This window comes from Paenibacillus sp. FSL M7-1455, assembly GCF_038004655.1.
Taxonomy (GTDB): Bacteria; Bacillota; Bacilli; order Paenibacillales; family Paenibacillaceae; genus Paenibacillus_AQ; species Paenibacillus_AQ cookii.
Genome location: NZ_JBBORO010000001.1, coordinates 5,864,641 through 5,886,860 on the forward strand (window position 1 = coordinate 5,864,641; position 22,220 = coordinate 5,886,860).

Sequence of the window (22,220 nt, forward strand, 5' to 3'; positions counted from 1 at the left end):
GCTCGCCTATGAGCAGGTTTTTTGCGGTTTGCGTCCTTATCCTCTTTGCAGCGGCTCGATTCGGTACACGCCAGGCTTGCCGGCTTCTTCGCGAATGACCCAGCCGAACGACATGACGGACGCAAGGCGCTCCTTCTGTTCGGGAGTCAGCTCGGCGATCACCGCTTCGTGCCCCGGCTCGCGAATGACCTCCGGCTCGAAGCCGCAGGCAACCAAAATCCAGGAGCGGAGGCCGCCAAGCGTGTTGTACTTGATGGAATAACCGTTCGTTACCGCAGACCGGAACAACTCAGGTTCGGCCGCGGCCCATTCGGCCAAGGCCTGATAATCGAACTCAAACATGCTCGTATCCTTCGGCAAATCGCGCTCGCGGACTCTGCGCAGCAGCTCTTCGTCGGACCAGCCGTATGCGCGGAGGCCTTCCAGCATTAATGCATCCCATTGGGATAGTTTGACGCGCTCATTTTTCTCCATGCTTCAATCAGCACCTCTAATCTTTTAATGGTCTGCCACGAAATGGCCCGGGCTCACTTCACGCAGCTCGGGCACCACGCCGTCACCGGCCGTGGGCACCTCGTATTTCACCGCCATTTTTTCGTTGGCCGCGCGCGGATCGGGAATCGGAATGGACGACAGCAGCGCCTTCGTATACGGATGCAGCGGGTTGTCGTACAGCTCGTCGCTTTCCGCCACTTCGACCAGGCGGCCTCTATACATAACGCCGATCCGGTCGGAAATGTGGCGCACCATGGACAAATCATGCGCGATAAACAGGTACGTCAGCCCGAATTCGGCCTGCAAATCCTCCAGCATGTTGACCACCTGCGCCTGCACGGACACGTCCAGCGCGGAGATCGGCTCGTCGCATACGACGAAGTCCGGACGGACGGAAAGCGCCCGCGCGATCGAAATCCGCTGCCGCTGCCCGCCGCTGAATTCATGCGGGTAACGGTACAGATGCTCCCGTTTGAGCCCGACCTTTTCCAAAAGCCCCGCCACGAACTCCTTGCGCTCATCCGCCTTTTTATATATGCCGTGGATATCCATCGGTTCCCCGATCAAATCCAGCACGCTCATGCTCGGGTTCAACGAAGAGTACGGATCCTGAAAAATCGTCTGAATCCGCCGGCGGAACGGCTTGAGCTGCTTGTCCCGCAGCTTGGACAGGTTTTGCCCGTCAAAAAACACTTCCCCTTCCGTATAATCGTACAGCCGGATCAGGCAGCGTCCGACCGTCGATTTGCCGCTACCGGATTCGCCGACAAGGCCGAACGTCTCGCCCTTGCGGATTTGGAAGCTGACGCCGTCGACGGCTTTCAGCACTTCGCCGCCTTTCGTGAAATGTTTCTTCAGGTTGCGCACATCAACCATGATATGTTCGTTCATTGACCGGTTTCCTCCTCCCCGAGCGCTTCTTTCAGCGTGCTTTTGTCCTGCACGAGCCAGCACAAGGAGCGGTGGCCTTCGCCAAGGTCCGCCATCGGCGGAAGCTCCGAGCATTTGCCGAACGCGTACGGACAGCGGTCCTGGAACGGACATCCGGCGGGCGGGTCGATCAGGTCGGGAGGCGATCCTTCGATCGGCACGAGCCGCTCGCGGTTTGCGCCTACGCGCTTCGGAACCGAACGCAGCAGCCCTTGCGTGTACGGATGGCCGGTCCGGTAGAAAATATCTTCGACCGTCCCCTCTTCCATGACCATGCCGCCGTACATGACGACGACGCGGGAGCAGACCTGGGCAACGACGCCGAGATCATGCGTGATAAGCAGCACGGCGGTATCCGACTCCGTCTTGAGCTGCTTCAGCAAATCGAGAATTTGCGCCTGAATCGTCACGTCCAGCGCCGTCGTCGGCTCGTCGGCAATCAGCAGCTCCGGACTGCAGGAGAGCGCCATCGCGATCATGACCCGCTGGCGCATCCCGCCGCTGAATTCATGCGGATATTGCTTGACGCGGCGCTCCGGCTCGGTGATGCCGACCTTCCGAAGCATTTCCACCGCTTCCGACAGCGCCTCCTTTTTTCCGAGCCCGCGGTGGCGCCGGATGACTTCCGCCATCTGGAAGCCGATCGTCTTGACCGGGTTCAGCGACGTCATCGGGTCCTGGAACACCATCGCAATCCGGTTGCCCCGGAGCTTGCGCCACTCGTTTTCGGTAAGGCCGCTCAAATCCTCCCCTTGGAACAAAACCTTGCCTTCCGTAATTTTTCCCGGAGGAGCAATCAGTCCCATAATCGCTTTGGCGGTCACGCTTTTCCCGCTTCCCGATTCGCCGACAATGCCGACCGTTTCGCCGGCGCCCACATGAAAGCTGACGCCGCGGACCGCCTGGTTTTGCCCGTCCCTGGTCTGGAATGAGACCTTGAGCCCATCGACGGTTAGCAGTTGTTTTGTCATCTTGGTTTCTCACTCCTTCATCGCCTTACGACGGCGGTTTATCTTTTGCCAAGCTTCGGTTCGAGACCGATGCGCAATATATCGCCAAGTATGTTGAAGCAAAGCACGGTCACGAAAATGAGCAAGCCCGGGAACAGCGCCATATACGGCGCATTGACCACGTACCCCTGCGCGCCGTTGAGCATGCTGCCCCAGGTCGCGTTTGGCGCCTGCACGCCGAAGCCCAGAAAGCTGAGGGACGACTCCATCATGATCGCCGAAGCGATGTTGTTGGTGGCACTCACGATGATGACCGACAACAGCCCCGGCAGAATATGCTTCCGTATGATGCCGAATGCGCTTTGACCGGACGCCTTGGCGTACAGGACGTATTCCCTCTCCTTCAGCGCCATCGTCTCCGCCCGGACGACCCGGGCGATGCTCATCCACATCAGCAGCGAAATAATGACGATGATGTTGCCCACGCTCGGTTTCAAGTACACGCTGAGCAGCAGCAGAATGAGGAAAGACGGGATCGACATGATGATATCCAGCAGGCGCATCAGCAGGCTGTCGAGCCACCCGCCGAAATAACCGCTGATGATGCCGACCGTCACGCCGATCGCCGTCGCAAAAATCATGGACAGAAAACCGACCGCCAGCGAGACGCGGCCGCCGTAAAGCGCCCTTGTGAACGTATCCCGCCCGTAATCGTCGGTGCCGAACCAATGCGCCTTGCTCGGCGGCTTCAGCCGGCCGAGCGCATTGATCTGGTTCGGATCCTTGGAGGACAGGAAAGCAAAGATCGCAGCCAAAGCGATGATCAGCAACACGATAACGGCGGCGATCCCCAGCTTGTTTCCTTTAAGCTCACGGGCAACATTAATCCATTTACTCCGTTTCATGAGATCACCTCGTTGTTTTAATTCTCGGATCGACGATGCCGTATAAAATGTCCGCGAGCAGGTTCCCCAGAATCAACAGAACCGACGAGAACAATGTGATGCCCATAATGACCGGATAATCCATGCCCCGCACGGCCGTCATGCCAAGCGATCCGATGCCCGGCCACGAAAATACGGTCTCGGTCACGATCGCTCCGGCAACCAAATCGCCCATGGACATGCCCACCAGCGTAATGACCGGCAGCACCACGTGCTTCAGCACGTGCCGGAACAAGATGATCCGTTTCGCCGAACCGAAAGCGTACTGGATTTGCACATAGTCCTCTTTCAGCTGGCTGATGGTGCTCGAACGGATATACCGCACGTAGACCGTCAAAAAGCCGATCGCCAGCACCACGCAAGGCAAAATGCCGTGCCTGATGACGTCCAGCGCCGAATTGACGCCAATCGTGCGCATGCCCATGCTCGGCAGCCAGTGCATCTTAATGGAGAAAAAGTACATCAGCAATATCGCCAGCCAAAAAAGCGGAAGCGAAATGCCGATGTACGCGATCATGTTGACCAGCTTGTCGACCCAGCGGTTGCGGTTCGCGCCCGCGACCAAACCGAGCGGAATCGCCAAAATGACGGCCAGCGCGATCGCCGCCCCCATCAGTCCGGCCGTTGCGGGCAGCCGCTCCAAAATCTGTCCCATGACCGGTTTGTGGTTCACGAGCGAGTAACCGAAATTGCCCGTCAAACAATTTTTGAGCCATATGAAATATTGAATGTACGCAGGCTTGTCCAAGCCGAGATTATGCCTGACGCGTTCAATGTCCTCCGCATGCATGTTCGGTGTAATAAAAGAACGCACGGGGTCCCCGGGCGCCGCTTTCACCAAAATGAAGCAGACGATCGACACAAAAAACAGCATCGGCACGGTTTGCAACAATCTTCTGACGATCAGTCTTTTCATGCTCTTAGTCCCCTAGCTTAACATCCTGGATTTTGAATATGCCTATCAATCGTTTACCCACCTGAAAAAAATAAAGCTGGTTCCAGCACCGGAAGAGGGATAACCCCTGCTTCCAATGCTGGATGACCGGCTTGATTGTCGTTGATCTTCCCGGCTTTCGCGTCCGGTTTTATTTTATCGAAACCCTTATTTCTGGTACAGCTTGGACGGATCTTCAAAAATCACGACCGGCTTCAGCACGGCTTCGTCCAGGCCGCCGAATTTTTTATCCACGGCAACGATCGTTTTCGTATAGGCGATCGGGTAAATGACCGCATCGGCGGCAATCGTTTCCTGAAGCTTCTTGTAGATCTCTCCGCGTTTGGCCGTTTCGGCTTCGCCGGCGCCTTCCTGGAAGAGCTTGTCGACTTCCGGATTCGAGTAGTGCGCGTAGTTGGAGTCGCTTCCCGTCGTGTACAAAATGCTGTATGCGTCAGGATCGAAGCCCATGATGTAACCGCCGACGGTCAGCTCATAATCGCTGGTTTCCGGATTCGTGAACTTGTCGCTGAACGCGGATGCATCCATCGACTGGATTTCCACGTTGACACCGACATCCTTCAGCTTCTGTTGCACATAGAGCGCGATCGCCTCTTGAGCCTTGTTGCCGCTCGTTACGATAAAGCGCAGCGTTTTGCCGACGACGCCGTTTTTCTGCAGCAGTTCCTTCGCTTTTTCCACGTCGTTGTCGTACGTCGTGACGTTGTTGTCATGATACAGCCCGTCCGGCGTGACGAAGGATTTGGCCGGATCGGCATAGTCAGGCGACGTGTAAGCCACTTGAATCAGCTCTTCGCGGTTCAGGGCGTAGGACAGCCCTTGTCTTACTTCCTTGTTTTTCATCAGGCCCGTGTCGCTGTTTTCGTTGAACAGCATGTAAGCCAGGCGACCTTCGCTGTAGTTCTTCATTTCGAAATTGCCTGTCGCTTCGATCGTCGCCGCATCCTGCGGATCGACGTATTTGATGTTGATTTCGCCGTTTTGCAGGGCGAGGTTCGAGGCGTTCGCATCCTTGGAAATGCGGTACGTGATCGTGTCCAGATGCGGCTTGCCGCCGAAGTAGTTGTCGAAGCGCTCCAGCGTCACGTATTCGCCCGTTTTGTATTCCTTGAACTTGAACGGACCGGAACCGACCGGCGTATTGTTTTTAGGGCTCTTTTCGATGTCCGCTTCATTCTCGAAAATATGCTTCGGAATCGGCGTGACCTGAACGAGCGTCGCTTCGAATGCCGGGCTCACCTGCGGCAGCTTGAATTCTACCGTCGTGTCGTCGACTTTTACCGCTTTGATCGGTTTGCCGTGAATGATGAAGTTGCCTCTCAGCATGCTGTTTTGTTTCTCGTCCAAAATCTTGTCGATGGTGAACACCACGTCATCCGCCGTCAGCTTCTCTCCATCGTGCCAAGTCAGGCCGCTTTTCAGCTTCAATGTATACGTCAAGTTATCCGCGGACGGCTCCAGGCTGTCGGCGAGATAAAAGGTTTTCTTGCCATTATTCACTTGGAAAAGAGGCGCATAAAGGGCTTGGTCAATCGTCAAGCTGACGCGGTCCCCTGCATAGTTCGGGTTCAAAATGACCGGATCGGCCTGTACCCCGATGATCAGATTGCCTCCGTCTTTAGGCTGGTCGCCGGTTGTTTGCGAAGACCCGGAAGACGAAGCGTCCGAAGGTGCTGCCGAATTGCCGGCATCCCCGGAGCAAGCCGTGACCAGCATGGTCAGCAGCGCCAAAATAACGACCCCTGAAAAATATTTACGCATGATGTCTTATCCCCCACTCTCTATTGACTGTTTTCAATTGTATATCGGATTACTAGGAATTACAATCCTTATCCGATGCTTGCGATTTTTTCCCATTTTAGCCTTTTAACCGACTAAAACGTCTACTAACTTTATTTTAGTGCCAAACTGTAAAAAATGCTATAACTATTTTCGAATTTTGTCGAAGTTTCGTGTCGAAATAAGGTAGTTTTAAGAAAAAAAGCCCTGCCGGCTTCTATCGGTAATACCGACATAACCGGGCGGGCTTCATCAGGTGTTTCATGCCGGATTTGGACCGCTTGCAAGCCGCCCGCATCATAGCTGCCTGGAGACGACGTCAAGCAATTCCCGCACGCGGTTCAGCAAATGATGCACATAACCTGCATGCGGCGAACGCCGGGCAACGATCCCTAACCTCCTCACGCCGATCCAGACGGCCCAAAGATCAATTTCCAGCCGGTCCCATGCCGTCAGGAGAACGACGCTTCGGTATCCTTCGCAAAGGGCAGGAAAACCTTTATACCGCTGTCCATCGTGAAGTTTGAAATGCCCCAGATCGTATAAAGGGCTGCTTCCCTGAATCTCGCCGAAATCAATGATCCCCGTGTAGGTCCCGTTATCCTGGAAAATATGCGAATCGTCGAAATCCCCGTGAACAAGCCGCGGCTCATGCCGGCCCATCAGCGGGAGCCCCCGTTCCATGGCCCTGCGAATAATAGAGCCCTCCGCTTTGCTGAACAGCTTTTCCGATAAAAATTGCACGTCATCCTCCAAAAATTCCAGCAGCTGCTCTTCTGCCGAACGGTTCTCCCCCCGCAATACCGCGCCGTCTTCGTTCCGCCCTCTCCTGATCCAGCCAAAGCCGTCTACCGGTATCCCGTGCACCAAGGCAAGCTGGCTGCCGGCATTCTCCATGACACGTTCGTATGACGCTTGAGACGTTACCTGCCCGGCATGAACCCCAGGGATTTCCCGCACCAGCATCACGGACAGGCCCAGCTCCTCATGAACAGGCTCAAAATGAAGCACTTCCGGCACCTGCACGCCTTTTTGCAGGAGCAGCCGATGAACATGGACCTCGGGGGCAAAGCTCGCATCCTGCTCCGGCAGAATACGCAAATAAAAGATCCCGCCGCTGGCGGCAATGCGATATACATAAGTGGATACGCCCGACGGCTCCCTTTCGATTTGAAATGCGGTTGAACGAAAATACCGGCGGGCCAGGGCCGAAACTTGTTCCAGCTCCGGTTCTTGGTTTTTGTTCATTGCGACTCCTCCTCCGTTTTTCCTAGCTGGATTGTATACGACGGCGGAGCATTTCTCCCGGGAAAAAACGTTTATAGGGAAAAATTACGGAGTGTTCGGGAGCCCCTCCGCCTGGGCGAGCCCGTGACGAAAAAAAGAGGAGCACATGGGTGGTCATGTACTCCTCTTCGGGGGCAAAACTTTATTCTTTCGTAAATTCAATCGTGCTGCGCACGGTGTCGATCGGACGGACCAGTTTCTCGATTTGCTCGCGCTTAGGCTCGAGGAACGGAGGCAGCGACAGCTTTTCGCCAAGCGTTTCATACGGCTCGTCGCCCATGAAGCCCGGACCGTCGGTCGCGAACTCGAACAAAATTTGCGGCGCCACCCGCGCATACAGCGATTCGAAGAAATGGCGGTTCACGTAACCGGAAGTCGAAAACCCGAACTGTTCCATCCGCTTGATCCAGTGCTCCAGCGCGCTTCGGTCCTCGACGCGGAACGCCGCATGGTGGACGGTGCCGAAACCTTGGCGGGACGGCGGCAGCACGGCGTTGTATTCGACGACGACCTGCGCCCCGTTGCCTCCTTCGCCCACCTCAAACAGATGGAAGGAGCCTTCTTTCGCTATTTCCTTGAACTCCATCACCTTTTCCAGCATTTCTTTGAAGTAGTCGAAGTTGGCGACTCGCACGAAAATCGGGCCCAGACCCGTGATCGCGTATTCCAGCGGAATCGGTCCCTTTTGCCATGGCGTGCCGGACGGTACGCCCTCGTTGTTTTCGTCGGAAATCAGCTGGTACTGCTGATCGTCGAAGTCCACGAAGGACAGCGTCTTTTTCCCGAACATCTCTTTGATGCCGAAATGCTTGACGTTCATCCGGTCGAACCGTTTTACCCAATAGTCGAGCGCTGCGTCGCTGGGTACGCGGAACGAGGTTTTGGAGATTTCGTTCGTGCCGTGCACCCCTTTCGGAATGCCCGGAAAGTCAAAGAACGTCATATCCGTGCCCGCGCTTCCTTTATCGTCGGCAAAAAACAAATGGTACGTTTGAATGTCGTCCTGATTGACGGTTTTTTTCACCAGGCGCATGCCCAGCACGAAGGTAAAAAATTGATAGTTTTTCTCGGCGCTGCTCGTGATCGCCGTAACGTGGTGGATTCCTTTTAATCCATTCATGGCAGATTCCTCCTTGAAGTTAGCTTTCCCCATCTACAAACAAAGCATCAACGGATTTAATTCATTATAAAGTATCTTTAATTTGAGATTTATGATATCACGATTTACTTTCCGCTGTCAACGGTTATAAAGATCACGTCCTCAACAAACAAGAGCAACCGCAGTCTTTCACGGGCTGCAGCTGCTCCTTTTCCGAGACGGCGGTCAAGTTAAAACTTTTTTCCTCGGGAATAACACATACCCCGCTCCCCGAACCGACAGAAGGCATTTCGGGCAGGAGGGGTTATCTTCGAGCTTCCGGCGAATCCGGTTGATAAATACATGTAGCTCATGACGTTCGATCAAGGAATTCATCCAGGCAAACGCAATCAGCTCTTCTGACGGCACAATCCGCTCCAAATCCATTCCTAAACGATACAGGAGCCTGAATTGTAAACGCGATAATGAACAAGGCAATGCATCTTTATAAAGAATTTCTCTCTCTACATCCAGATAACAATCGTCTCCAAGCGGCAGTATGCTTTCCTCGTAATTAACCACAGCACTCCTCCTTCAATGATAATAACCCTGGAATCCCTCGAAAATTCCCGGCTCTCCCGGTTATTTTTTCACGACCTCAAACCGTTCCAGATAATTTTCAATCAAGCGTTGCCCAATGTGGCCCGCTGAAGTCAAAATCGATTCAGGATGGAATTGAACCGCTGCAATCGGCAGCTCCTTGTGCTCCACCGCCATGACGATCCCGTCCTGGGAATAAGCCGTAGGTTTAAGGCATTCAGGCAGGAAGGCTGCATATATAGAGTGGTAACGCCCTACCCTAAATTGATCTCCCAGTCCCCGCAGTAGCAGGCTGTCTCCCACGGTTGTTACAATTGCCGGCTTTCCGTGCTGCGGATAATCCAACATGTCCAGACTTCCGCCAAAATACTCGACAATGCCTTGAAGACCCAGGCAAACGCCAAAAACCGGCAAGTTCCGCTCCAAGCAAAGGCGGATGGTCTCCTTAAGTCCGAACTGATCCGGCCTCCCCGGTCCCGGCGATAACACGACGCCGTCGAATGGATTCCCAAGCCGAAGCACTTGCCGAGCCTGCTCGGATCGCATCGTGGTCACTTGGGCTCCGGTTTGTCTAAAATAATTGGCTAACGTATGCACAAAGGAATCCTCATGATCGATAAAAAGGATCTGTTTCCCCCGACCGACCTGACTTACAGCTGTCTCTCTGTCCTTCGGAGAAGCCTCGGTATTGCGAATGGATTGAACCATGGCTGCCCCTTTGGTCAGGGTCTCCATTTCCTCTTCCATTGGGTCCGAATCGTACAGTAATGTGGCGCCGACTCTGATTTCTGCTACTTCAGCGCTTAACCGAATCGTTCTTAATGTCAGTCCGGTATTCAGGTTTCCGTCAAAGGTATAAAAGCCTACCGCCCCTCCATACCAATGCCTTGGTCGATCCTCATGGGATTCGATCCAGGAAATGGCGGCCCTTTTGGGTGCCCCGGTAACCGTCACGGCCCACATATGGGACATAAATGCATCCAGAGCATCATAATCCTCGGCCAAAATGCCTTCAATGTGATCTACGGTATGAATCAGGTGGGAGTACATCTCCAATTGGCGGCGGCCAATCACTTTGACGGTACCCGGAATGCAAACGCGGGATTTATCGTTGCGGTCCACATCCGTACACATGGTCAACTCCGCTTCGTCTTTGGCCGAGTTTAGAAGCGCTCTGATCTGTTCTGCATCTTCAATCGGCGAACTCCCCCTGCGGATTGTTCCGGAAATAGGGCATGTCTCCACTCTCTTCCCGTTTACCCGGACATACATTTCCGGAGAAGCCCCAATCAGATGCTCGTCTCCTAAATGAATGATAAATCCGTAAGGGCTCGGATTCAGCGCCGTCAATCTTTTGAAAATTTCGGCAGGAGGGGTCTCGCATGGTTCATACAGCGTGTGGGAAGGGACAACCTCGAATAGGTTCCCCGCTTTGAATGCCTTGATCGCTTCCATGACAAGCTTGGCGTATCGACCTTGTTCATAGGCAGGGGGAGTCTCTCTATGTTGCCTCTGTCCGCTAATCGCCTCCGTCTGCCTGGTCAGGCCTTCCGTATTCATGCCGTTGTAGGCAAAATCGTATTCGGCGCGATAAGCAAATCCTAGCTGGCGGTCCACGACGACAAGCTCGTCGGGGAGGTACAACACTAGGTCCGGAACTTCCGGCGATCGCCGATGGGTAAGCGCCATAGACTCGAATTGGAACACCAGATCGTATCCGAAAGCCCCATATAATCCAAGATTCGAATCTTCCTCGTTCGTGAAAATCTCTTTTATGCCTCTCATTAACCGAAAAACGGAGGGCTGCAGCGTCCGCTCCTCTTCCGTAAAGGCATCCGAGCAAGCTTCAATCCGACCTGCGATCCTGCCGGGTTCCTTCTCAAAAGAAAAGCCTTGTCCTGCGGTAAGACACGAATTGATCATGTCCAACAGCAGCCTTCCTCTTTCATTCAAAGCCCGGATCTCAAAATCCCTGCCGAAGGACCGCAGTTCAACCGGAGGATTCAGAAAACCGATGTCCCATCGGGAATAACGTCCGGGGTATTCGTAACCGCTGGTAAACAAGGCTCCTTTATAATGATTGATGCCTTCCAAAACAGGTTCCAACGCATCTTCCAATGCGATAGGGGTTAAAGTGCGGGTGATGCTGATACGGCCCTTGGATTGATACGTTTTGGTCGTCTCAGCAACATTCAGCGGAATTTTCACAAATTCTCTCCTCCTTGTTTTTAGGCAGAAGAGAACAGAGGGGGAGAACAAGCAGAATCCTTCCTCATCTCTAACTCATCTCTTCTCATCTCTCTCGGCTCTGTCTCAACTGAAAATAATTAATTAAAATTGTATTTTTCTGTAAATTATTTGTCAAGCCCGAACGGACGTGGAAAAGGGATCGCACAGGGCTTTGTGCCCTTGGCCATCCCTTTTCCAGCCATTTAGAAGTATGCTAGGCGTTACCGGCTGAGTTGCTCAATGTACCAAAATGCATTACGATCCATTATTTTACCGAAATAAGGGCCGGCTGCGGATATGATATTCTTGTAAAGCTCGTCTACAACACTAAAAGCAAACGACTCGCCTTTTTGCTGCTCTAAAAGCTTGTGCAGATAATAGGTTCCGGACACCGTATACGTACTAAGTTTCACCTTGCGGCACTTATCAAAAAATGCGTCGGAGTCCATCAGGATATCAAACACCATCGAAGACAAGTATTCGTTCCCTTGAATCATGTCTTTTACTGCTTGGCTGGTCAGGAACGTCAACATCTCTTGCTTGCTGTTCAAAAATTGACGAGTTGCGGAGACGATATGGAGATTCTCAGTCGGCTTGACGACAACCGTATCACTACCTTCATAAATATCTGTAATGGCGCGAAAATTCATTTCATTAAAATTGCCGGGCAGGATTTTCTGGAAGGAATCCTTTTTTCGTTGCACATCGTCCAGATAAATATAGGCCGCCTTACTCTCGACATTTTGCGAAAACGACTGGATTTCAACCTCAAGGTGCATCCGATTCAAAGCCTTTCTTGCCACCTCAACCTCACGTTCAATCCTTCCAAGCGAAAGCAAAGCGTCGACTCCTGCACCGGCGTATGCCGTTGCGATTTTGGCGATCAGTTCAAGGGTGGCCGGATAATCGATCTTTCCATCCGAGCGCTTGATCCCCCATGCTCCGTCGTCACTGTTGGGGGCAATGCCAAACGGATCACCGGTTATATGAAGAGTCCCTTTCGGAAATTGATTGCGCAGTTCTTTAAATACTTCGACATGGGCGGCAAGGATCAAATCATAGTCTTTGACGCTTTTCACCTCGAAAGAACTGTTCACCAGCAGCGGATCATAGCTGTAATTCTCGGTATTGGTTGGGTTCACCGGGTTTCCGCCAAGACGAACAGTTACCGCCCGTATACCGCTGGAAAGAAGCTGACGAATATAGGAAACTGCATTTTCGACGGAACGTATGGGATAACCATCCATGCAAGGAACACCTTTTGTGCTGTTTCCCTTTAAATTAATATCAATATCCACAATTTGACAAAAGTGCTCGGGCCGTGGAATGACTTCATATTGCTGTTTGATTCTTTTTGTAATCTTTCCAGTGGATGAAATGGATGTCATCTCCTCTTCTGAAAACAGTTCCGATAACATCATAAATTCTCTTTTTGCAACTGCGGCTTGTTTTACGGACATCATTCCCACTCCTTCTTTTTTATGTTTATTACACCAAAAATTGTATCATATGAAATTTGTCGAAAACCTCTCAGGTTGTCAAGATACCTCAAGAAATACCCTATGTTTTGAAGTAAAGATCCCCTTATCCCGCGATTTTAAACATACAATCTAAAAAACCTTTTAGGAATTTTTTCGATCGAGAGGCTATCACTTATTTCTGTCCCGTTTTCTGCCGGAACGACCAGGCGGTCTTATGGGGATGATTTTGAGCCCGGCTGAAGTGGATTTTGGATGGCGCCTAGCGTCTAATTCCTCTCAAAGGTCATCCGGACCAGGGTGGACCGAAGTTTTCCGAGCCTGCACAAAAATAAGGCCACCCCTTGTCGGGATGGCCTCTTTGCCGAAGGAACCGGGTATTTCCGTCAAGCGGTTTTCGATGCCGCTTCTTTTTCGGCGCGCCGGGCGAACCAGGTGGCCAGCAGCGAGCCGGAAATGTTGTGCCAGACGCTGAAGATCGCGCTCGGAACGGCCGCTACCGGATTAAAATGCGCCGATGCCAGCGTGGCCCCGAGACCGGAGTTCTGCATGCCGGTTTCGAACAATATCGCTTTGCGTTTGCTCAAGTTCATGCGGAAAAGTTTTGCGAACAAATAGCCCAGCGCATACCCGAGCAAGTTGTGCAGGATGACGACCGCGAAGATCAGCAGCCCGCTTTCGATGATTTTCGTTCTGCTGCCGCCGACGACGATCGCCACGATCAGCACGATCGCCAGCGTGGACACGAGCGGAAGGGCCTGGGCGCTCGCTTCGGCCTGCTTTTTGAACAAGGTCTTGACGATGACGCCGAGAACGATCGGCAAAATGACGACCATCAGGATGTCCTTGATCAGCGCGCCGCCGTCGATCGGCATCCAGCGACCCGCCAGCAGGCTGATCAGAGCCGGCGTGGCGAGCGGAGCGATCACCGTCGACACGGATGCGATCGATACGCCCAGCGCGACGTCGCCTTTGGCGAGCAGCGTCATGACGTTCGAAGAAGTGCCGCTCGGGCAGCAGCCGACCAGAATGACGCCCACGGCGATATCCGGCGGCAAATTCAGCACCAGCGCCAGCACGTAGGCAAGCAGCGGCATGATGATAAAATGGCCGACGACGCCGATCAGCACTTCAAACGGACGGCGAAAAACCTCGCGGAAATCGGCGGAGGACAACGTCAGCCCCATGCCGAACATGACGATCCCGAGAAAAAGCGATACGTACCCCTTTAAAGGGATAAAGACCTCCGGCATAAAAAAACCGAAACAAGCGAACAAAATGACCCATACGGAAAACGTTCCTCCGACAAAACGGCTTACTTTTGCTACGGCGTTCATGGCCTAACCTCACTTCCGGTGTAATGTCAACGTAAGAGTATTAGGCATCATTTTACGCCGATATGAAGATATTGACAATGGTAAAAATTTCATATTGCAGTCTGATATAATGATTTGAATTTACATAAAAAAGAGAGGCATTACGCCCCTCTTTTGGCCTTATTCCTGCGGCTCGCCCGCAGCTTCCCATTTTGCGACCTCTTCGCGCACGATCGGCGCGACCTTCGTTCCAAGCAGCTCGATCGCTTTCATCACGTCGTCATGCGGCATGCTGCCTACGGGAACGTGGAGGAAAAACCGGGTAATGCCCACCCGTTTGCGAAGATGGATGATTTTCCGGGCCACCGTCTCCGGATCGCCGACGTACAGCGCTCCCTCGAAGCTCCGTGCCATATCAAAGCTGCTGCGGTCATAGGGCCCCCAGCCCCGCTCCCGGGCAAGGATGTTCATGCTGTATTGCGTCGACGGGTAAAACTTATCCGCCGCAAGCTCCGTTTCCTCCGCCACGAAACCATGGGAATGGGAAGCCACGGGCAGCTTCGACAGATCATGTCCCGCATGCGCGGCTGCCCGCTTGTAAAGCTGCACCAGCGGCGCAAACTGCGTCGGTCTGCCGCCGATGATCGCCAGCACGAGCGGCAGGCCGAGAAGGCCGGCGCGCACGACGGACTCCTGATTGCCGCCGCTGCCGATCCAGACCGGGAGCGGATCCTGAACGGGACGCGGATAGACGCCGCGGTCCTGGATCGCCGGGCGGTGCCCGCCCTTCCAGGTTACCTTCTCCGACGCCCTGATCTTAAGCAGCAGCTCCAATTTCTCGTCGAACAACGCGTCGTAATCGTTCAGGTCATAACCGAACAGCGGGAACGATTCGATGAAGGATCCCCTTCCCGCCATAATTTCGGCGCGTCCGTTCGAAATGCCGTCCAGCGTAGCGAAGTCCTGGAACACCCGCACCGGGTCGGCGGAGGACAGCACCGTCACCGCGCTCGTCAGCCGAATCCGCTTCGTTTGCGGCGCGGCGGCCGCAAGCACCATCGCCGGCGAAGAAACGGCGTAGTCCTTCCGGTGATGCTCTCCGATGCCAAATACGTCCAGTCCCACCTGATCCGCCAGGATGATTTCCTCCACGACCTCCCGAATGCGTTCGGCATGGCTGAGTACGTTGCCGGTGCGGACGTCCGGCGTGGTTTCCGCAAAAGTACTGATCCCGATCTCCATGGGTGAGCCCCTCCCTTATCCCATCATATCTTGCTGCCAGGCAACTTTAACATGTGTATTTTAATAATTGATATCTTTATATTGAACTATTCGGCGAAGTTTTTCAAGCACCTGATTTCCTTCTATATGATGGAGTCCGTTCCCCTCTGCCATCATTTGGTACAGAACCAATTCGGCATGGCGCCGTCCAACTATACGTAGAGGAGGATTGGGAACTCCGAACATCAGTCAACAAGGAGATGAAGGCATGACCAAAAGCAAAGCTTTGCTTCTTTCTCTGTTAACGGCTTCGCTGCTTCACGCTGCCCCGACGCATGCGGCAAATGCGGTTCAGGGTCAGGAGGGAGCCAAGCCGGTATCGATTTTTCTGGACGGGCGCCAGCTTCGGCCCGAAGTGGAGCCTTACAACGTAAACGGAACCCTGCTCGTTCCGATGCGCGGGTTGTTTGAGGCGGAAGGCGCCCGATTGACTTGGGATAACGCCGCCAAAACCGTCACCGCCAAAAAAGGGGACGCGACGCTTGTTTACCGCATTGGCGAGCACACCGCTTCCTTAAACGGACAAGCTTTATCCGTCGACGTTCCCGGCCAAATCGCCAACGGATATACGCTTGTTCCCCTTCGTTTCGTAAGCGAAGCGCTCGGGGGCACCGTAATATGGGACCCGGGCTCGCGGACCGTTACCGTTACCTCGGCCATCCATGCGGAAACGTCCATTCTGTGGGGAGTGAACTTGCGCGACAAACCCGACGCCGAGAAAGGCGCTTCGCTTGCCATGCTGGCCGCCGGGACGAAGGTCCATGTCCTGCAGGAGGTCAACGCCTCGTGGCTGAAGGTGCAAACGCCGGACAACCGCACCGGATACATATCCGCCAAACCGAAATATACCGATTATGCGAGCCCGAGCCTCGCCGAACTGCAGGGCGACGCACTGATCGCTTACGGGAAGACCTTTTGGGGCGCGCCGTATGTTTTCGGAGCTTCGCCGGACCAGACGAAAACGTTCGACTGCTCTTCCTTCGTCAAACGCGTCTTCCAGGACACGCTCGGGATCGATCTGCCGCGGGTTTCGTACGACCAAGCCAAAGTCGGCAAAGAAGTGCCGGTCGATCAGCTGCGCAAAGGGGACCTGCTCTTTTTCACGGCGCGCAATTTGCCGATCGGCCATGTGGCCATTTACGCGGGCGACAACCAAATTTTGCACACCTATTCCAAAGAGCTTGGCGTTCATATGGAAGCCTTTGACGGGCAGTGGAAAAAACGGTTCGTTACCGCGCGGAGAGTGTTTTAAAGTGTTATACCCGAAGCTTTTTCAGGGCCGCCTGCAGGCGGCCTTGTTCTTTTTCCCGGAGCTTTCAACCTTTCCAATGCATTTTTGCATGTAACCTAAACCCGTTTTTTCCGTATATAGGCATATAAAACACGCTGTTGCTTTCAAAGCAGCCGGACGCGTATAGTGAGATTGGTTTTCTTTCATTTTAAAAAATCCAATGGCATGGGAGGGAAATGATTGATTTCGACTACCGATCAGGATTGCATTCATGAACGCGCCGATCGGCGTATGGAGCCTTTTTACTGGATACTGACCTTCGAGGTCATGACGTTCGTGCTGGCGCTTGGCGCCGGGCTTGTCATCGGCCCGCTGTATTGGGCCTACAGGTACCAATCCTGGGCCTTCCTGCTGCTGATCCTGCTGGTGCCGGGGTTCTGGCTGATCCGGTTCTCCGTCCGCTACTTGCGGTCCGCGATTCGCAAAAACCGTCTTCTAAGCCGGTACAGATTGTGCCGCGACCGGATCGAATACCGGATATACCATCATCCCGATCCCGAAGTCAGCGAAGGGACGATCCCGCTGGATCGGGTTGAACGGATTTACGTTTCGTATTATGTGGCGCCGTACCATTATGCCTACCGGAAAAGCAAATTCAACGAACACCAGCCGATGTATCATATTTTGCCGATGATCAACGTCGTTTACCGGGAAGAAACGGACCGGCGCGTGCTGGGCGTTCCCTTTTTCGAATATTTCGACGCCGAGCAATGGCTGAAAGAGCTGCAAAGCCGGGACATTCCGATTTGGGCGACCGCCGTGATGCCAAATGCCCTGCCAAAAGAGGAGCAGCTGCCGCAGCTTGAAGACGAATCCAATTCAAGGCCTTTTCCTTTCCACCATCATTTGCAAAAGGAACTGGAGCAGCTTGTCAGGGAAATCGAACACGGCAGACCGGGGCAAGCCGCCAGTGCAGAGGGCCCTCCCCAACAGGAGGCCGGTGCTCGCCATCCCGCAGGGATCAAGAGATTCAAGCCGCAATGGACGACCCCGATCATTTTTGCGCTTTTATTCGCTTTCGTATACGTTTTTCTTAAAATTGCCTTCAAGGGGAGCATTGCATCGGACGGCGTCGGCATTTGCTTTGCCGTTTCACTCGTCGGCGGAATAATCTATCTGTTTTTGGCAAAACGACTGACGTACTGGGTTCCGCTGCGTTATGCCCTCCTGTTGTTTTTCGGATGGGCCCTGATCGGCGCAATGATGCCGGAAACCGATACCGGGACCGGCGAAGAGTATTACGTCTCCACGTTGACGGCCGCCATCTTCGCAGCGTTTGCCATCTGGCCGGTCTTCGGCATCCTGTACTGGATTCGCCGCAAGCGCCGGGGCCGCTCTTAACATGAAAAGCCGGTCGGACTTGAAGCACAAGCAAAGCAAGATGAAAGGAGGCGTCGGCACTGTCGCTCTTTACGGAAATGTTTTTTTCCAAGTGGCATCTGATTACCCTTGTCCTGATCGTGATCGCTTGGGTGGCGCTGATTGCGGGCGGATATGAACGGCGCGTGGTGCTCCGCAGCGGTTTCGGGGCGGTCGTCATGCTGTACATCGTTACGACGATTCCCATCGCTACGATCACGTACAACGAAAAATCGATGGAAATGAAAATGCGCGCGGAAGTCGCCCGCCACTATGAATATAAAATGGAGCAGCTCGGCGATTCCGTGCGCGATATCGACCGTTTGGCGCTGGCCGCCGGGTCGTTCCGCGATGACAAATCATTCAAAATCAAATTATATGCCGGAAATTACAACGATTCGTGCCGATTCACGGGAACCTTGATCGTCACAACCTATGATGAGCAGGACAAAGAGCTGGATCGGAGAACCTACGAAAAGGTGACCGTTGAACCCGGCGAAGTCAAGGAAATCGATACGTATTATTCCTCAACGTCGTTCGAAAGGTATAGATACGAATTTATACCGCAAAATGAATGAAGCGCTTGGATGGGTATCGATTCGTTACATGCATGACGCAAGGGGCGCCCGTCGGGTGCCCCTTGGCTTTATTCTGGTCATTCATGTGTTTCTCCCATCTTTCGCCGCAGTGTCTTGCGAAATCACACTTATTTTTTTAAAAAAATCGGCCTAACCTTAACGTAATGTTCGTAACCATCCATTCATGAAAAACAGCCCCCGCAGTAACCCGCGAGGGCTGTTTCGATTTTGCCAGATCGTAAAAAACACAAGGCTTAGTCAATCAATTTCGTGACTTTCAATAGGCGTTCCATCAAGGCCACCGTCTCGGCGCGCGTCATTGGCGATTTCGGAGCCAAATCCTTTGCGTTGCCTTGGGCAATGCCTTCGGACAGCAGCGTCGCCACGGATGGCTTCGCCCATTTGGCTACATTGGACCCATCCTGGTATCCTGCAAGCAGGCTATTGATCTCGGCCTCGCTGATGGCGTGGCCCGGACGGATCAATTGATAACCGCGGGCAATCATCGCCATGCCTTCTTCACGCGTGATATTCTGGTTGCCACGGAACGCGCCGTCGTCGTAACCGAGGACGATGCCGAATTCGCTGGCGATGGAGATGGCGCTGCGGTACCAAGCATCGGATCGTACATCGTCAAACGTATTCTTCGGTTCCTCCTGGCGCATCAATCCGAGTCCCAAAACAACGATTTCCGCAAATTCGGCGCGGGTTACGTTGCGGTTCGGCGAGAACGTATTGTCGCCATTTCCTTCCAAATCGAGCCGGGCCGCGATGTTGTTGACGTTGCGCTGTGCCCAGTGGGTTCTCACATCATCGAAATCTTGAGGATTCCAAATAACGGAGTAGGTTCCGCTGCTGCGCAGATCATGGATTTCCGCATAATAACGGTTGCCGATTTTCGTGACGACCGTCGGCAAATGGAATACAGTTCCGTCCGGGTTGACGACCACGCCGGTCGTAATCCGGTTCGGATCGATGCCCTCAGGCAGTGCGATGTATTTCGCGGCATATCCGTTTAACTGCCCGGATCTTACCGTAGAGCCGTTATGCGTAAAGGTCATGTCCAGGTCGACCGGATCGACCAACAGGTCGTATCCTTTGGTTTTCGCCTGGTTTTTGGCGTTTGCGATGACCGCGTCCGTAGAACGTTTAATGTCGATATGCACGGCGATATCGCCTGCTGCCGCGTTGCCCAGCTGCTGGACGATTTTGCTTACATCCAGCTGCCCGCCCGGAACCGGATAAATGGCGAGCTGGTTGCCGATTTCAAGGCTGGCTTTTTTGTCGGCCAATTTTTGCACATCGGCTGCCGTCAAGCCGTCGACGCTCAGGCTGCCTTCGTTCGGGGATTGGATAGCAAGTTTTTGCCCATTTCCGCCAGATAAAATATCGTTCAGTTTAGAAGAGTCGACTTGAACGGACGTCTGCTTTCCGTTATCGGTTGTGGTCGTTTTGCCCGTGGCAAATGGCGTATCGTTGCCGTTTACGGACGTATCAATCCCGGAATTGCCGGATGGCGGTGTAGGCGTTGGGTTTGTCGTGCTTCCGCCGCCGTTATTCCCGCTGTTGCCGCCGTTGCTTCCGCTGAATTCTCTATAGATCGTAATCGTATATTCTTTGACATTGTTATCCGCATCCGTTACCCGAACGACGATCGTATTCTCGCCTGCATGCAGCGGAAGCTTGTCGCTTGCCGTGCCATTAGCCGTTTTCGTGAACGGAGCGCCGTTGAGCGAGATTTCGATTTTGGAATTCGGATCAAACAACTCAGGGTTAATCGTCACGCTATAAACATCGTTCGTAACGGAAGCCTGATATTTTGTTGCGCCATTAAATGGTGGAGACAACGGGATTTTCGTTCCGTCCCAGCTGTTTACCTCCAGCCCGGCAAGCGCAGTATGATCCGTCGTGTCGACTTGAATGTCTTTTGCGGCTTTGGACACCTTGGTGTCTTTTTCGGTTGCTGCTTCTACTTTATAATTTTTTCCGTTTTCCAGCGGCTTGGATGGCGTAAAGCTCCAGTTGCCGTTCGGATCGGCCGTCACGATTTGCACATCGATCTGCGCCCCGGACTCATCGTAAACGGCAACGGTTACCGTCGCGCCCGGCTCGGCCGAACCTGTAATTTCCGGCTGCGCGGACGTTACCTTCTCGCTGGCAGGCCCATCAATGGAAAGTTCGGGCAGGACGGTATTGACGGTCAAATCTTTGCGTCCCGTCGAGGTCTCGAGCTGATCCCTTTTCGCGCTGACCTCGTAAGTGTATTTGCCGTCTTTTAATCCCGGTTCGGGAACGTAGCTCCACTCCCCGTTCGGGCCGGCCGTCACCTCGACCGGTTGTCCAACGACGTTGCCGGCTTCGTCATAGACAGCGACCGTTACCGTCGCGCCAGGAGCGGATACGCCGCTAAACACCGGTTTTTCTGTATAAACAGTGTCGCCGCCCGGTTTTGTGACCTCCAGCTTGAGCTTCAGGTTGCCTTGCGCCATTTTCACAGCTTTCGTAGCCGCGTCCACATCGGCTTGGGTTTTGCTGGTTTGGTTCAGGATGTTTTTCGCGTCTTCCAGCGCCTTCTGGTACTCCTTCCAGCTGGCTTCGTCATAATCCGCTTGTTTCAGATCATCGCCGTTTTTGATCGCCTGGTTCAATTCGGTGACATCGACGAAATTGACCGTTTTGGTGGCGCTGATTTGGATATTGTTATCGTTAGGCATGCCGCCGTACTCGACGATGTAGCCCGTAACGGACTTCGTGGGAGCATAGTCATTCCATTTCCCCGGTTTTGAACCCGGTCCGAAAATATGAGCGACGTATTCACCGCCAGTGTCATTGGGCTCGCCGTTATCCCAGTTTGTATATCTGTTCTCTACTGGGCCATGTACTGGTGTTACATAATACCCCTGATAAAATTGCAAACCTTTGCCGCCATCCTCCAGTCCTTCCGGACCCGTGACCCAGCGCCAATCTCCATTTTGCCTCGCTTCGCCGTTTTTCCGTTCAATGTCCTCCGCACCAATCCAGCCGAGACCTTGCGCCTTTTCCGTTACGAAGTTGTTTTCTTCCTTGGAGGTAATCGTCACTAGATACCCTTTACGCCCGAAGTATTCCATCTTTTCTGCGGCCGTTTTCGCATTATTCCAGGTAATGGCGGAACCATTGTTGATATATTCATAAAAATGCCCGTTCACGTCAAACGGCAGCGCGCTGCCAAGCGAAAACTTAATGGTTCTGTCCGATACCTTGCCTGAAGCAGGCGTAAACAAAACGCTGTTCAGCGCATCGATGTACTGCTGAGCGGTTGCGGCTCCCGTTAATTTAAGGATCCCGTTCTGAGCGTTATACTCGCCCTTGATTTCGTTGGTATCCGTAAATTCCAGCTTGTCCCCCGGTACAAATCCTTCAATGATTACCGTTGCCGCATCCAAAGGCTTATCGTAATCAATGGACAAATTTTTATCGATGATTACGCTTTGGGCTGACCCATTTCTGTCGTAGTTTACGCTGGTTGTCCCAACCGACGTCTTGATGGCCTCACCTGCCGCTGCCGCGTTTGCCGTTAGCGGAGCAAACCCCGCAGGCAGTCCGCCTACGGTTAGCGCGCAGGTCAACAATACTGCCGCCGGCTTTTTCCATTTCAACTTACTTTTTCGTGTAGACACGATCTCTCGTC

At 53.4% G+C, this 22,220-nt stretch carries 17 protein-coding genes; 3 read left to right on the forward strand and 14 right to left on the reverse strand.

From position 1 onward, the window contains the following. Positions 1-36: 36 nt before the first annotated feature. From NYE48_RS26770 to NYE48_RS26830, 13 genes are all read right to left on the reverse strand, one after another. Complete coding sequence (locus tag NYE48_RS26770; protein WP_212951465.1) at positions 37-474, reverse strand: hypothetical protein; 438 nt, start codon at positions 472-474, stop codon at positions 37-39. 24 nt (positions 475-498) lie between these two features. After that, positions 499-1,386, reverse strand: a complete 888-nt coding sequence (locus NYE48_RS26775) for an ABC transporter ATP-binding protein (RefSeq protein WP_036706126.1) — start codon at positions 1,384-1,386, stop codon at positions 499-501. After that, on the reverse strand, positions 1,383-2,396 hold the full coding sequence (locus NYE48_RS26780; RefSeq protein ID WP_212951467.1) for an ABC transporter ATP-binding protein: 1,014 nt from the start codon (positions 2,394-2,396) through the stop codon (positions 1,383-1,385). The genes NYE48_RS26775 and NYE48_RS26780 overlap by 4 nt, the downstream gene beginning before the upstream one ends. A gap of 38 nt (positions 2,397-2,434) precedes the next feature. Further along, positions 2,435-3,280: an ABC transporter permease gene (locus NYE48_RS26785; RefSeq protein WP_341000486.1), complete on the reverse strand. Its 846-nt coding sequence runs from the start codon at positions 3,278-3,280 to the stop codon at positions 2,435-2,437. A gap of 4 nt (positions 3,281-3,284) precedes the next feature. Continuing rightward, positions 3,285-4,235, reverse strand: a complete 951-nt coding sequence (locus NYE48_RS26790) for an ABC transporter permease (protein ID WP_341000487.1) — start codon at positions 4,233-4,235, stop codon at positions 3,285-3,287. A gap of 186 nt (positions 4,236-4,421) precedes the next feature. Then, positions 4,422-6,035, reverse strand: coding sequence for an ABC transporter substrate-binding protein (locus tag NYE48_RS26795; protein ID WP_341000488.1), 1,614 nt, complete (start codon positions 6,033-6,035; stop codon positions 4,422-4,424). 315 nt (positions 6,036-6,350) lie between these two features. Beyond that, positions 6,351-7,301, reverse strand: coding sequence for a phosphotransferase family protein (locus NYE48_RS26800; protein ID WP_341000490.1), 951 nt, complete (start codon positions 7,299-7,301; stop codon positions 6,351-6,353). Positions 7,302-7,482: 181 nt separating this feature from the next. Then, positions 7,483-8,460 carry a ring-cleaving dioxygenase gene (locus NYE48_RS26805; protein ID WP_212951473.1) on the reverse strand — a complete coding sequence of 326 codons (978 nt, stop codon included), beginning with the start codon at positions 8,458-8,460 and terminating at the stop codon, positions 7,483-7,485. Positions 8,461-8,664: 204 nt separating this feature from the next. Beyond that, a complete protein-coding gene (locus NYE48_RS26810; protein ID WP_341000491.1) occupies positions 8,665-9,000 on the reverse strand; it encodes a winged helix-turn-helix domain-containing protein in 336 nt (111 codons plus the stop codon). Between the two features lie 60 nt (positions 9,001-9,060). Continuing rightward, on the reverse strand, positions 9,061-11,226 hold the full coding sequence (locus tag NYE48_RS26815; RefSeq protein WP_341000492.1) for an anthranilate synthase component I: 2,166 nt from the start codon (positions 11,224-11,226) through the stop codon (positions 9,061-9,063). A gap of 242 nt (positions 11,227-11,468) precedes the next feature. Beyond that, on the reverse strand, positions 11,469-12,710 hold the full coding sequence (locus NYE48_RS26820; RefSeq protein WP_341000493.1) for a delta-aminolevulinic acid dehydratase: 1,242 nt from the start codon (positions 12,708-12,710) through the stop codon (positions 11,469-11,471). Between the two features lie 401 nt (positions 12,711-13,111). Next, positions 13,112-14,062 carry a bile acid:sodium symporter family protein gene (locus NYE48_RS26825; protein WP_212951475.1) on the reverse strand — a complete coding sequence of 317 codons (951 nt, stop codon included), beginning with the start codon at positions 14,060-14,062 and terminating at the stop codon, positions 13,112-13,114. A gap of 159 nt (positions 14,063-14,221) precedes the next feature. Further along, complete coding sequence (locus NYE48_RS26830) at positions 14,222-15,283, reverse strand: LLM class flavin-dependent oxidoreductase (protein ID WP_212951477.1); 1,062 nt, start codon at positions 15,281-15,283, stop codon at positions 14,222-14,224. A 247-nt stretch (positions 15,284-15,530) separates the two neighbouring features. On the opposite strand from NYE48_RS26830, the gene NYE48_RS26835 reads away from it, so the two are divergent. From NYE48_RS26835 to NYE48_RS26845, 3 genes are all read left to right on the forward strand, one after another. Continuing rightward, on the forward strand, positions 15,531-16,574 hold the full coding sequence (locus tag NYE48_RS26835) for a C40 family peptidase (RefSeq protein ID WP_036706114.1): 1,044 nt from the start codon (positions 15,531-15,533) through the stop codon (positions 16,572-16,574). 219 nt (positions 16,575-16,793) lie between these two features. Then, positions 16,794-17,954 carry a hypothetical protein gene (locus NYE48_RS26840; RefSeq protein ID WP_341000494.1) on the forward strand — a complete coding sequence of 387 codons (1,161 nt, stop codon included), beginning with the start codon at positions 16,794-16,796 and terminating at the stop codon, positions 17,952-17,954. A 77-nt stretch (positions 17,955-18,031) separates the two neighbouring features. After that, positions 18,032-18,550 (forward strand): hypothetical protein, encoded by a 519-nt coding sequence (locus tag NYE48_RS26845; RefSeq protein ID WP_341000495.1) that lies wholly within the window; start codon positions 18,032-18,034, stop codon positions 18,548-18,550. Positions 18,551-18,804: 254 nt separating this feature from the next. On the opposite strand, the gene NYE48_RS26850 is transcribed toward NYE48_RS26845, so the two are convergent. Further along, entirely contained in the window at positions 18,805-22,209 is a 3,405-nt protein-coding gene (locus NYE48_RS26850) for an S-layer homology domain-containing protein (protein ID WP_212951487.1), read from the reverse strand. Positions 22,210-22,220: the final 11 nt, after the last annotated feature.